At 55.2% G+C, this 13,145-nt stretch carries 12 protein-coding genes and 1 other annotated feature; of the genes, 4 read left to right on the top strand and 8 right to left on the bottom strand.

The features are described from left to right. Positions 1-38: 38 nt before the first annotated feature. Positions 39-782, bottom strand: coding sequence for a YciC family protein (locus RW65_RS07500; RefSeq protein ID WP_039056076.1), 744 nt, complete (start codon positions 780-782; stop codon positions 39-41). A 15-nt stretch (positions 783-797) separates the two neighbouring features. Next, positions 798-1,211 (bottom strand): YkgJ family cysteine cluster protein, encoded by a 414-nt coding sequence (locus tag RW65_RS21715; RefSeq protein WP_072037718.1) that lies wholly within the window; start codon positions 1,209-1,211, stop codon positions 798-800. Positions 1,212-1,491: 280 nt separating this feature from the next. Here RW65_RS21715 and ompW point away from each other — a divergent pair, with 280 nt between their 5' ends. Continuing rightward, positions 1,492-2,127: an outer membrane protein OmpW gene (gene ompW, locus RW65_RS07495; RefSeq protein WP_039056075.1), complete on the top strand. Its 636-nt coding sequence runs from the start codon at positions 1,492-1,494 to the stop codon at positions 2,125-2,127. A 50-nt stretch (positions 2,128-2,177) separates the two neighbouring features. On the opposite strand, the gene RW65_RS07490 is transcribed toward ompW, so the two are convergent. The 6 genes from RW65_RS07490 to RW65_RS07465 all read right to left on the bottom strand — a co-directional run bounded on the left by RW65_RS07490 (position 2,178) and on the right by RW65_RS07465 (position 10,349). Beyond that, complete coding sequence (locus RW65_RS07490; protein ID WP_052250286.1) at positions 2,178-3,449, bottom strand: MFS transporter; 1,272 nt, start codon at positions 3,447-3,449, stop codon at positions 2,178-2,180. 366 nt (positions 3,450-3,815) lie between these two features. After that, positions 3,816-4,625: a tryptophan synthase subunit alpha gene (trpA, locus tag RW65_RS07485; RefSeq protein WP_039056074.1), complete on the bottom strand. Its 810-nt coding sequence runs from the start codon at positions 4,623-4,625 to the stop codon at positions 3,816-3,818. Continuing rightward, on the bottom strand, positions 4,625-5,818 hold the full coding sequence (gene trpB, locus RW65_RS07480) for a tryptophan synthase subunit beta (RefSeq protein ID WP_039056073.1): 1,194 nt from the start codon (positions 5,816-5,818) through the stop codon (positions 4,625-4,627). The genes trpA and trpB overlap by 1 nt, the downstream gene beginning before the upstream one ends. Before the next feature lie 11 nt (positions 5,819-5,829). Then, positions 5,830-7,188: a bifunctional indole-3-glycerol-phosphate synthase TrpC/phosphoribosylanthranilate isomerase TrpF gene (gene trpCF / locus RW65_RS07475; RefSeq protein ID WP_039056072.1), complete on the bottom strand. Its 1,359-nt coding sequence runs from the start codon at positions 7,186-7,188 to the stop codon at positions 5,830-5,832. A 3-nt stretch (positions 7,189-7,191) separates the two neighbouring features. Continuing rightward, a complete protein-coding gene (trpD, locus tag RW65_RS07470) occupies positions 7,192-8,787 on the bottom strand; it encodes a bifunctional anthranilate synthase glutamate amidotransferase component TrpG/anthranilate phosphoribosyltransferase TrpD (protein WP_039056071.1) in 1,596 nt (531 codons plus the stop codon). Continuing rightward, positions 8,787-10,349, bottom strand: a complete 1,563-nt coding sequence (locus tag RW65_RS07465) for an anthranilate synthase component 1 (protein WP_039056070.1) — start codon at positions 10,347-10,349, stop codon at positions 8,787-8,789. Before RW65_RS07465 ends, trpD begins: the two co-directional genes overlap by 1 nt. 22 nt (positions 10,350-10,371) lie before the next feature. After that, positions 10,372-10,466 (bottom strand) — a sequence feature (Trp leader region). Between the two features lie 146 nt (positions 10,467-10,612). Here RW65_RS07465 and rnm point away from each other — a divergent pair. From rnm to rluB, 3 genes are all read left to right on the top strand, one after another. Next, positions 10,613-11,509, top strand: coding sequence for an RNase RNM (rnm, locus tag RW65_RS07460; RefSeq protein ID WP_197058873.1), 897 nt, complete (start codon positions 10,613-10,615; stop codon positions 11,507-11,509). Beyond that, on the top strand, positions 11,506-12,126 hold the full coding sequence (locus RW65_RS07455; protein ID WP_039056068.1) for an L-threonylcarbamoyladenylate synthase: 621 nt from the start codon (positions 11,506-11,508) through the stop codon (positions 12,124-12,126). The genes rnm and RW65_RS07455 overlap by 4 nt, the downstream gene beginning before the upstream one ends. Before the next feature lie 99 nt (positions 12,127-12,225). Beyond that, positions 12,226-13,125 carry a 23S rRNA pseudouridine(2605) synthase RluB gene (gene rluB, locus RW65_RS07450; RefSeq protein ID WP_039056067.1) on the top strand — a complete coding sequence of 300 codons (900 nt, stop codon included), beginning with the start codon at positions 12,226-12,228 and terminating at the stop codon, positions 13,123-13,125. Positions 13,126-13,145: the final 20 nt, after the last annotated feature.

The raw sequence follows: 13,145 nt of genomic DNA, 5'->3' as shown, positions 1-13,145 counted from the left end.
CATAAGGGGTTGCCCACCGACGCGGGCAACCGGAACAATCACGAACGTATCAACATATACAGGCGGTAGAGATACACCAACAGCGCCGCCGACATCAGATTGCTGAGGGTATTGGCGATAATCGCTGCCACTTCCGGGGAAAACATAATCAGTTTATGCGCAAACAGTAACAGCAGCGTCTTGCCCAGCAGCCATGCCATGACCGCAGGCGCCACCAAACGCATATTGTCCCGGCTCACGCGCATACTTTGCCGCATGGCGCCGAACACCCCCATTTTATCCTGCACCATCATCACCGGGGCAAAGGCCAGCAGAATGGCCAGAATCACGCCGGGGACGACAATAAACATAATGCCGAGCTGCACGATAAAGGTGGTTAACAGGATCAGTAACAGCAGCTTTGGCAACAGCGGCGCGCTGGCACCAATCGCACGCAAGGCGCTGACGCGTTGACCTGCGGAGATCATCTGGATCATCATTAGTACGCCGCCTGCCAGCAGAGCGTTGGCAATCAGCCCGGCAAACGTCGATGCCGCAGAGGCATGTAACAGCACATTCTGCTGCTCCGGCGTCATATTCTGCACCAGCTCGAATAAGCCAACTTCACCCGTCAGGTCATTCCCTTCGCTCAAAATGGAAAGCTGCGCGTCGCTGGGCGAAAACGCATGCCCAAGCGCGACGGAGATCAATGCGCATAATAGTGCGATCAGTAAAAACGTCATGAACTGATTACGAAAAAAATTTCCCGTGTCACGGTAAACGGACTTCGCCGTGATAGACATGCACTCTCCTTGAGTTTAGCGGTGTTGAACTGCGGGCGATTGTACCCCGAATAGGCCCTCAGTGGCAGCATCACCGGTTGTATGGAAAAGCATATCTTTGTAAAGAGGCGCTAATCCGTAGCGCGCACGGGCGCGATCGCAGGCTTCATTCACCTGTCCGTATTCCCCCGACATGGCAAACTCCCGGCACGGCGACGGCCGATTTTCATAAATGCTGCAGCTAGCCGACTCGCCTGGCGTACCTTGCAGCGCGGTGCAGCGGCACTGTTTTTGATTGGTGCCGCTCATGCAGCGCAGAAAAGGGGTTAACGGCTCGGTAAGCGCGGCCGGGACAGGGCCGCCAGCGTCATCCGCTTCCGCCCAATAGAAAGAGACTCGAAAATACGCACAACATGCTCCGCACGACATGCACGGGTTAAGTGAACTCATAGCGCACCTGCATTTAACGACGCATCAACAAATATAGTCAGGCCACTAAATTATCTCCGCCGCAAAAGGGGCACAAGATGGCAACGCGGAAATTTTTTAACGCGTTAAAAAGCCGAAAATTGATGTAATTACAGAAATTAGTAGATATCCGTGCGGGTGAAAATTAACTCAGATCAATGAATGTTAAATTACGTCGCTGAGTGTGATCTGTGATAGATCACTTTGTACTCAGTAATGAGTATATTCACGGCGCAATAAAAACCTCAAACATGGAGTGGATATGAATAAGTTAGCCGTGGCAGCATTGATCCTGAGCACTTTTTCCGCCGGCACCTACGCACATGACGCGGGCGAATTTTTCCTTCGCGCCGGTTCCGCAACCGTGCGTCCAACGGAAGGTTCTGATAACGTTCTGGGGAGTCTGGGCAGTTTTAACGTCAACAATAATACCCAGCTCGGTGTGACGATGACATGGATGGCGACCGACAATGTAGGTATTGAATTGTTAGCGGCCACGCCGTTTCGCCATCGTGTTGGTACCGGGCCGACCGGCGATATCGCCACCGTGCGCCACCTGCCGCCAACGTTAATGGCGCAATGGTATTTCGGCGATTCCCAAAGCAAACTGCGTCCGTATCTTGGCGCGGGTGTGAACTACACCACCTTTTTTGATGAGAAATTTAACGATAACGGCAAAGCCGCCGGGCTGTCGGATTTAAGCCTGAAAGATTCGTGGGGCGTCGCCGGACAGGCGGGGGTGGATTATTTAATTAACCGCGACTGGCTGATTAACATGTCGGTATGGTGGATGGATATTAATACCGATGTGCGTTTTAAAGCGAACGGCGTGCAACAAAGCGTGAGTACGCGTTTGGATCCGTGGGTATTTATGTTCTCGGCAGGTTATCGCTTCTAAGGGTTGTGCGGAAACGGGTTTGAGATGCACCCGTTTCCATATTTTCCTGCTTATTGACTTTCCTGCATGACGAGTGGCGCTTCCTGTGGCGTTTTCAGCAACGTCCACAACACAATTGCGCCCACAACATCAAACACCGAGAGTACGGCAAACAACGGGCTAAAACCCAGCGTATCCGCCAGCGCCCCAACCACCAGCGCAAATAGCGTGCTGGCGCTCCATGCCGCCATGCCGGTAAAACCATTGGCGGTGGCCACTTCCCCCGAATCAAACATATCTGAAGAGAGGGTAATTAAAGCACCTGAAAGAGATTGGTGCGCAAACCCGCCCACGCATAGCAGGGCAATGGCCACCATCGGATTATTAAATAATCCCACAGTACCGGGCAGGATCATCAGCGCTGCGCCAAGGGTCACCACCAGTTTACGGGAGACTATGATATTCACGCCGAACAGTTTCTGGAACAAGCCCGGTAAGTAACCACCGATGACGCATCCCATATCGGCGAAGAGCATCGGGATCCAGGCGAACATGGCAATATCTTTTAGATTGAAACCATAAGCATGGGCCATAAACATCGGGATCCAGGCGTTAAAAGTTCCCCAGGCCGGCTCAGCCAGAAAGCGCGGTAGCGCAATCCCCCAGAATTTACGCTGGCGCAGCAGCTGACCAATGCGCACTTTTTCCACCCGAATTTTTTCGGGCTGACCACCGGTAATAAAACGGTACTCTTCTGTGCTGAGGGTTTTGCAGTGAGCAGGGCGTTTGTAGACCAGCAGCCAGCCGATCCCCCACAGAATGCTGGCGCAGCCGACAATAATAAATGCCAGCCGCCAGTTCTGCGTAAAGATCGCCCATGCCACCATCGGCGGCGCAATCACCGCGCCGATTGAGGAGCCGACATTGAAATAACCTACGGCGACTGAACGTTCGCTGTCCGGAAACCATTCAGTAACGGATTTTAATCCTGCCGGAATCATCGCGCTTTCCGCAAAACCGCCCAGCCCACGAAACAGCGCCAGCCCTTTCCAGCCGGTGGCGAAGGAAGCGCCAATACAAAACACGCCCCATAGCACACCAAATACGGCGTAGCCCGCTTTGGTTCCCAGCGTATCGAGCACGTAGCCTGCGATGGGTTGGGCAATGGTATAGCAGGCGGAGAAGGTGGCGATAATATAGGAATACTGCTGCGTCGTAATATGCAGATCGCTTTGCAGCGTTGGCGCAGCGGCAGAGATGGTGTTCCTGGTTAAATAGCAAAGAATGGTACCCAGCGTTACCAGCGATAACATGTACCAGCGCATATGCCCTGTTTTGCGCATAACTTACCCCTTATTTTTTTATATAGGGTGCCTGGCTGCGTAACGGCAGCAGACACATAAATACGCAGAGGAATTGCATTAAAGCGGCGCTGTAGTGGGCGTCGGGAAAGGGTTAACGCTTTTTGTGGTGTGAATTATTGAATGCTCATCACACTTTTTTATGATGATGAACTTACGTTTCAATAAAATTAGTGATCTGGCTCAATTTAAGTGGCAAGGCATACCACTTTGGACGTGTTAGTGTGATCACTATCACAAATATGCTTAGGTTCAAACCCTTACTGCACTTAAAGCAGGCACGTGAACGAGGGGGGGAACGCTAAAAGAAAGCGCTGCGCCGCCTGGGTTATCAGACGGCGCAGAAGGTTACTGCGGCAACGTGGCGGCTTTCAGGCTCTGTACAAAGGCTTTCAGTTCAGCGAGCATCGCGTCCGGGTTGGCGAGGTTCTTCTCGATAATTTTGACAATCGCCGAGCCGGAAATAGCACCCGCCGCGCCCGCGTCGACGGCAGCGGTCACCTGATCCGGCGAGGAGATACCAAACCCTTGTAACGCCGGTGCGGCGTGATATTCATTCAGTTTTTTCACCAAATGATGCAGCGGCAGAGCGGCGCGGTTTTCCGCACCGGTTACCCCGGCACGCGAAAGCAGATAGGTGTAACCACGACCGTATGAGGCTATCTGGCGCAGCAGCTCGTCATCCGCATTGGGCGGGCAAATAAAGATCGGCGCAATATTATGGCGCAAAGCCGCCTGGCGGAAGGGCGCCGACTCTTCAATCGGTACATCCGCCACCAGCACGGAATCAACGCCGACTTTTGCGCACTGCGCGTAAAATTCATCGACGCCACGGCTAAATACCAGATTAGCGTACATCAGCAGGCCAATGGGAATGGTGGGGTGTTTCTGGCGAATAGCGGCCAGCATCTCAAAGCATTGTGACACCGTAACGCCAGCGGCAAAGGCGCGCAAAGTCGCATTCTGAATGGTTGGCCCATCCGCCAACGGATCGGAGAACGGGATCCCCAGCTCCAGGGCGTCCGCGCCCGCATCAATCAATGTATCAATAATCTTTAGCGACTGCTCAGGCGACGGATCGCCGAGGGTAACAAAGGGAACAAAGGCACCTTGCTGGCGCGCGTTCAGCTGTTTAAACAGGTTGTCATAGCGTTCCATCAAATTTCCCCTCGCGCTTTCAGAATGTCATGTACGGTAAAAATATCTTTGTCGCCGCGACCGGAAAGGTTAACCACCAGCAGTTGCTCTTTATCCGGATTCTCGCGCATCATTTTGAGGGCATGGGCAAGGGCGTGCGACGACTCCAGCGCCGGGATGATACCTTCATGGCGACACAGGGTTTTAAATGCTTCCAGCGCTTCGTCATCGGTAATAGAGACATAGTCCGCGCGACCGATGCTGTTCAGATAAGCATGCTGCGGCCCAACGGAGGGGAAATCCAGGCCCGCCGAAAGGGAGTAAGACTCTTCAATTTGCCCTTCCTCGGTTTGCATCATCGGCGATTTCATACCGAAGTAGATGCCCACGCGGCCATGTTTCAGCGGCGCGCCATGCTCGCCGGTTTCGATGCCGTGACCCGCCGGTTCAACACCAATCAGGCCAACGGAGGTTTCATCGATAAAGTCCGCAAACATGCCGATGGCGTTAGAACCGCCGCCAACACAGGCGATCACCGCATCCGGCAGGCGTCCCTCTTTTTCCAGAATCTGCGCTTTGGTCTCTTCGCCGATCATCCGCTGGAACTCGCGCACAATGGTCGGGAACGGGTGCGGACCGGCGGCGGTACCCAGCATATAGTGCGCGGTTTCATAACTGCCGGACCAGTCGCGCAGGGCTTCATTACAGGCATCTTTCAACGTCGCGGAGCCGCTGTGCACCGGGATCACTTCCGCGCCCATTAAGCGCATACGGAAGACGTTCGGCGACTGGCGCTCAACATCTTTTGCACCCATATAGATGCGGCACTTAAGCCCCAGCAGGGCACTCGCCAGCGCCGAGGCCACACCGTGCTGACCCGCGCCCGTCTCGGCGATGATTTCTGTTTTGCCCATCCGTTTTGCCAGCAGCGCCTGACCGAGCACCTGGTTGGTTTTGTGCGCGCCGCCGTGCAGTAAATCTTCACGCTTGAGATAGAGGGTGGTGCGTGTCCCGGCGCTTATATTCTGGCATTTTGTCAATGCCGTCGGCCGACCGGCGTAGTTTTTTAGTAAATCATTAAATTGTTGTTGGAAATCCGCGTCGCTTTGTGCGCTGACAAAGGCTTCTTCAAGCTGGCGTAGCGCGGGCATCAGGATCTGCGGGACGAACATTCCGCCAAACTCGCCGAAGTAGGGATTCAGTAGTGTTGTCATTCTCTTTTTCCTTAATATGCGCGCAGCGTACGGAACACCGAAGCCAGTTTGCTGGCATCTTTAATTCCCGGTTCCGCCTCTACGCCTGAATTAAAATCGAGTCCGGCACAGCCGGCTTTCGCTGCCTGGACGCAGTTATCCGCGCCTAAGCCGCCAGCTAAGATCACATTATCGAGGGACTCGCCCGCCAGCAGCGACCAGTCAAAGCTTTTCCCGCTGCCGCCCTGGCCGTTATCAAAGACATATTTATCGACGTGCTGAAAGTCCCGCAACGGCAGGCGGTCGGCGACGCTCAGGGCTTTCCAGATTTGCGTCTTAGCCGCAAGCTGTTCGCGCAGCGTATCGATATAGGGCTGATCTTCATCGCCGTGCAGCTGTACGGCAAAAAGCCCCAGCGTCGCGGCTTTTGCCGCTACTGCTTCTGGCGCTTCATTGCGAAAAACGCCGACATAGTGCAGCGGTGCAGCGTCGATCACCGCCTGAGCTTGTGACTCGCTTACCACGCGCGGGGAGCTGGCAACAAAGATCAGCCCACCGTAAATCGCACCCGCCTGAAAGGCTGCCTGTGCATCCTGCGCACGGGTAAGGCCGCAGACTTTGTTTTCACCCAACAGCACGCGCTTCACCGCCGCGTCGAGATCGTCGTGGGACATCAAGGCGGAGCCAATCAGAAAACCGTTGGCAAAATGGCTCAGTTCACGCACCTGCGCATAGGTATTAATGCCCGATTCGCTGATCACCGTCACCCCAGCGCCCAGGCGCGGCGCAAGCTGCCGGGTGCGGTTGAGATCAATCGACAAATCGCGCAGGTCGCGGTTGTTAATACCGACAACTTTCGCTTCCAGGGCGATTGCGCGCTGCAGCTCCTCTTCATTACTGACTTCCGTCAGTACGCCCATATTCAGGCTGTGGGCAACAGCGGCCAGCTGACGGTACTGCTCATCATTCAGTACCGAGAGCATCAGTAGACAGGCATCGGCCTGATAATGGCGCGCCAGATAGATCTGATAGGCATCAATAATAAAATCTTTGCACAGGATCGGCTGCGGCGCGATGCTGCTGACAATCGGCAGGAAATCAAAACTGCCGTGAAAATATTTTTCATCCGTCAGCACGGAAATGGCGCTGGCGTGATGCTTGTAAATTTCAGCGATGCGCGCCGGGTCGAAATCATCGCGAATCACCCCTTTCGAGGGTGACGCTTTTTTACACTCAAGAATAAACGCGGTGCGCGCACCTTGCAGGGCATCGTAGAAGCGGCGCGTGGATGGCTCGATAGCGTTCTGAAAACTGGCCAGCGGCTGTTGCTCTTTGCGCGCCGCAACCCATACGGCTTTATCGGCAACGATTTTCGCTAAAACGGTCTGCATTTTTTACCCTCTTGCCGCAAGTGCGGTGACTTTGTCATAGGCTGCTCCGCTGTGCAGCACATCCAGTACTTTTTGCGCATTGGCCCGCAAATCCTCTTCGCCGTGCAAACGCATCAGCATGGCGACATTGGCCGCGACGGCGGCCTCATGCGCGGCCTCACCTTTACCCTGGAGTAAGCGTGTCAGAATGTCACGGTTTTCTTCCGGCGTTCCCCCGGCCAGCGCTTCCTGATGATATGGCGTGAGGCCAAAATCCGCCGCGCTAAGCTGGTAGCTTTTGATTTCGCCATCGTGTAATTCGGCAACCAGCGTAGGCGCATGTAACGAGACTTCATCCATCCCGCCACTATGGACCACTGCCGCACGCTGATAACCGAGCACGCGCAGGGTTTCCGCAATCGGCAGCACCAGTTCCGGGCTATATACGCCGATGAGCGCCAGCGGCGGATGCGCCGGGTTAATCAACGGGCCGAGGACATTAAACAGCGTACGCGTTTTTAACTGCTGGCGTACCGGCATCGCATGGCGAAAGCCGGTGTGATACTTCGGCGCGAAGAGAAAACAGACGCCCAGTTCATCTAACGCATTGCGCGACTTATCGGCATTCATATCGAGGTTGATACCAAACGCCGCCAGCAAATCGGAGGAGCCGGAACGGCTGGAAACGCTACGGTTGCCGTGCTTAGCCACTTTCATACCGCAGGCGGCGGCAACGAAGGCGCTGGCGGTAGAAATATTGATGCTGTTGCTGCCGTCACCGCCGGTGCCGACGATATCGGCAAAGGGGTAATCCGGGCGCGGGAAGGGGGCCGCATTTTCCAGCAAGGCGGTGGCGGCACCGGCAATCTCGTTTGGATGTTCACCGCGAATCTTCATGCTCACCAGCGCCGCCGCCAGCTGTTCCGGTTTCAGCTCACCGCGCACCACAGCGGTAAAGAGCTGATGGCTCTCCTGCTGACTCAGGGTTTGCGCCTGGTAGAGTTTCTCCAGAATCGGTTGCAGGGTGTTGGTCTGCTCAAGTTTTTGCAGCGCCCATGCCAGGGTTTGTTCAAGCAGACGCGCGCCCTGGGTGGTCAGAATCGATTCCGGGTGGAACTGAAAACCGCATACCCGATCCGTGTCATGACGTACTGCCATGACCATGCCATTGAAATGGGCGTTAATGGTTAATCCGGCCGGGATATTGCTGCCGACCAGCGAGTGGTAGCGCGCCACCGGCAGCGGATTGCTTAATCCGGCGAACATCGCCTGGCCATCGTGCTCAATGCTGGAGGCTTTGCCATGCAGGATCTCGCCGGCCTGGCCAACATAGCCGCCGTAGGCTTCAACAATCGCCTGATGACCGAGGCAAATACCAATAATCGGTAATTTGCCGCGCATACGCGTTAATAATTCCGGCATACAGCCCGCTTCTGACGGCGCGCCAGGGCCTGGCGAGAGCATCAGCACCGGGTTTTGCATCGTTGCAAGCCGCTCAATTAAGGTTTGCGCTGGCACATGGTTGCGGTAGATCACCACATTATGTCCACTCGCACGCAGCTGATCCGCCAGGTTATAGGTAAAAGAGTCGATATTATCGAGCAGCAGAATATCAGCCATCAGAAGGTCTCCTGTGCGTGGTGGGCGGTGGCGATAGCGCGTAACACCGCGCGGGCTTTATTACGCGTTTCATCGGCTTCAGACTGCGGCACGGAATCCAGCACCACGCCTGCGCCCGCCTGAATCGTGGCGATACCGTCTTCGACCCACGCCGAGCGGATGACAATGCAGGTATCGAGATCGCCATGGGCGGTGAAGTAACCCACTGCGCCACCGTAGCTGCCGCGTCGTGCGCCCTCGGCGTTGGCGATTAACTGCATCGCGCGAACTTTAGGCGCGCCGCTCAGTGTGCCCATGTTCATGCAGGCGCGGTAAGCATGGAGTACATCAAGATCCTGACGCAGTTCGCCCACCACCCGCGACACCAGATGCATCACATAGGAGTAACGATCCACTTTGGTCAAATCCGCAACGTAGCGGCTGCCCGGCGTACAGATGCGCGCCAGGTCATTGCGTGCAAGATCAACCAGCATTAAGTGCTCCGACAGCTCTTTATGGTCGGTACGCATGTCCAGCTCAATGCGGCTATCGAGATCGCGATCCAGTGAACCATCCGGGCGGCGACCGCGCGGGCGGGTGCCGGCGATAGGATAGATCTCAATCTGACGGCTGCGGGCGTCGTATTTCAGCGAGCTTTCCGGTGACGCGCCGAACAGGGCGAAATCGCTATCCTGCATAAAGAACATATACGGGCTGGGATTGCTCTTTTTCAGCACCTCATAGGCGGCCAGCGGGGACGGGCAAGGCAGGGTGAAACGACGGGACGGCACTACCTGGAAAATTTCCCCTGCGCGAATCGCTTTTTGCATTTCGCGCACTACCGCGCCGTACTCTTCATCGCTCTGGTTAGTGTCACACCGCATATGGGCAACGGTTTCAACCGGTAATGGCTGAGCAGGGATATCCAGCTGCTGGCGCAGGGTTTCGATACGTTCGAGCAGGCGTGCTTTTTCCCCTCCTAAAGGGGTAAAGAGACTCGCCTGGATGCGCGTTTGCTGTTTCTGATGATCGATCACCAGTAAGGTTTCCGCCAGGTAGAAGCAGTAATCCGGGCAGCGGCGATCCTGGGCAAGCTCGGGTAAGTCTTCAAAACCGGCGACCAGGTCATAGGCGAACAGGCCGCCGAAGAACATCGCCTCGCGCTCTTCTACGGGAACGTTCACTAAACTTTGTAAAAAACGAAAGGCGTCGAACACCGAGAGCGAGCAGAGGCGGGCGTCCTCATCCAGCAGGTTACTTACCGGCGGGAAGCGTAATTGACGTCCGTCTTGCAGCGCGGTGTTTTCCACCCCGGCGGGCAGTACCTGATCCAGCAGCGGCAGCAGCGAGGCGCCATTCTGGCTAAGGGCGGTAATTGTGACAGTGTCACCTAAAGCGGTAATGCGCAGCGCACTGTCGACTAACAGCAGGCTTTTAAGATCGCTTTTGCTGTCGATATCCGCCGATTCCAGCAGCAGGGTTGCCGGACGGTTGCCGCACAGTTGATGAAACAGCGCCGTCGGGTTGCCCCGGTAGGCCGCGTTGCTTGCCAGAAGTTCGAGTGCCGGTTTTTGCGTTTGCATAGTCGCTCTCATTATTGTGTTCAAAAAAAAGCCCGCTAACTGAGCGGGCCTGGTATCGGTATGCTGAATGCGCACGTGATCTCACAGCCCTTATTCGGGAGTGCGCCACCAGCGTTTAACAGAGACGTAAGCATTCATATTGACGATACCTTGTTGTGTGAACTTGCGTACTAGTTAACTGGTTCATGAAAAGAAAGTCAACCCTCCAATTCAGAAAATAGGGTTCGGGCTGTATGATAGCCAGTAAACAGACGTCCTGATGAATTAGCGGAGCCGCTTTGAGCGACACGAATTACGCCATTATTTACGACCTTCATAGCCATACCACTGCCTCCGATGGTTTGCTCTCTCCCGAACAACTGGTGCACCGCGCGGTGGAAATGCGCGTCGGTACGCTGGCAATAACCGATCATGACACCACCGATGCGATTCCGGCAGCCCGCGCTGAAATCGCCCGCGCCGGGCTCGATTTACAGCTCATCAGCGGCGTGGAAATTTCCACCCTGTGGGAAAACCATGAAATACATATTGTTGGTCTGAATATTGATATTGACCACCAGGCAATGCGTACTTTTTTACAGGGACAATCACAACGTCGCGTTGAGCGGGCGCGATTGATCGCTGAGCGTTTAGAAAAAGCGCACATTCCCGGTGCCTGGGAAGGGGCGCAGCGTCTGGCACAGGGCGCGAACGTGACGCGCGGCCATTTTGCGCGCTTTTTAGTGGAGCAAGGTAAAGCGAATAATATCGCCGATGTATTTAAAAAATATCTGGCGCGCGGGAAAACCGGCTACGTTCCGCCGCAGTGGTGTACAATAGAACAAGCTATTGATGTGATTCATGATTCTGGTGGGACAGCGGTAATGGCCCATCCTGGGCGTTATAATCTGTCTGCTAAATGGTTGAAAAGGTTGTTGGCGTATTTTGCTCAGTGCGGCGGTGAGGCGATGGAAGTCGCCCAGTGTCAGCAGGCTCCAAATGAGCGAACTCAGCTCGCCGATTATGCCCGCCAGTTTGCTTTACTGGCCTCGCAAGGTTCGGATTTCCACCAGCCCTGCCCGTGGATTGAACTGGGGCGTAAACTCTGGCTTCCTGCCGGTGTGGAAGGGGTATGGAGCAAATGGGAGCAGCCGCAACAGAACAAAGAGAGGGAAGTATGAGTCAGTTTTTTTATATTCATCCGGACAACCCCCAGCCGCGGTTGATTAACCAGGCGGTTGAAATTGTGCGTAAGGGCGGCGTGATCGTGTATCCCACCGATTCCGGCTACGCGCTGGGATGCAAACTTGAAGACAAAGGCGCGATGGAGCGTATCTGTCGTATTCGTCATCTGCCGGACGGGCACAATTTCACGCTGATGTGTCGCGACTTGTCTGAACTGTCGACCTACGCCTTCGTGGACAATGTGGCGTTTCGGCTGATTAAAAATAACACGCCGGGTAACTACACATTTATTCTCAAAGGGACGAAAGAGGTGCCGCGTCGGTTGTTGCAGGAGAAGCGCAAAACCATCGGTCTGCGTGTGCCGTCGAATCCGATTGCGCTGGCCCTGCTGGAAACCCTCAACGAACCGATGCTTTCCACCTCGTTAATGCTGCCGGGCAGTGATTTTACCGAGTCCGATCCCGATGAAATTAAAGATCAGCTGGAAAAACTGGTGGATTTAATCATTCATGGCGGCTATCTCGGTCAGCAACCGACCACGGTGGTTGATTTAACCGAAGACGAGCCGAACGTTATCCGCGAAGGGGTTGGCGACGTTAAACCTTTCTTATAGTGGCGCAAGCCGCTATACTACGCGGCCATTTCAGCAGCGGCTTCGCCGAACTGATGACCCTATTCGACGCCTGTGAAGGCGACACTTGAAGGATGCTCTATGAGCGAAAAACTACAGAAAGTGCTGGCGCGAGCTGGTCACGGTTCCCGCCGTGAAATCGAATCTATTATTGAAGCCGGCCGCGTTAGCGTGGACGGCAAAATAGCCACTCTCGGCGATCGTGTGGAAGTGACACCGGCGCTGAAAATCCGTATCGATGGTCATCTCATTTCGGTGAAAGAGTCCGTTGAGCAGATCTGCCGTGTGCTGGCGTACTACAAGCCGGAAGGCGAACTTTGTACCCGCAGCGATCCGGAAGGCCGCCCGACGGTGTTCGACCGTCTGCCAAAGCTGCGCGGCGCGCGCTGGATTGCGGTCGGTCGTCTCGACGTTAATACCTGCGGTCTGCTGCTGTTCACCACCGATGGCGAACTGGCTAATCGCCTGATGCACCCGAGCCGTGAAGTTGAGCGTGAATACGCGGTGCGTGTCTTTGGGGAAGTGGATGACGCGAAACTGCGCGACCTGTCGCGCGGCGTGCAGCTTGAAGATGGTCCGGCGGCGTTTAAAACCATCAAGTTCAGCGGCGGCGAAGGCATTAACCAGTGGTATAACGTCACCCTGACAGAAGGGCGTAACCGTGAAGTTCGCCGCCTGTGGGAAGCCGTTGGCGTGCAGGTTAGCCGCTTGATCCGCGTACGTTACGGCGATATTCCGCTGCCGAAAGGCCTGCCGCGTGGCGGCTGGACCGAACTGGATCTGGCGCAGACCAACTATCTGCGCGAGCTGGTGGGTCTGGACGCGGAAACCCAGTCTAAAGTGGCGGTAGAAAAAGATCGTCGCCGCATGAAAGCGAATCAGATTCGCCGTGCGGTGAAACGTCACAGCCAACCGACGGGAAAACCGACCGGGAAACCCGGCAGCCGCCGTCCGGGCAGTACACGTAATAAAAACGATTAAATGAAAAGGGGCGTAAGCCC

This window comes from Enterobacter sp. Bisph1, from assembly GCF_000814905.1.
Taxonomy (GTDB): Bacteria; Pseudomonadota; Gammaproteobacteria; order Enterobacterales; family Enterobacteriaceae; genus Kosakonia.
Note: the sequence above shows the minus strand (reverse complement) of the source record. Positions and strands in the feature narration are given on the sequence as shown.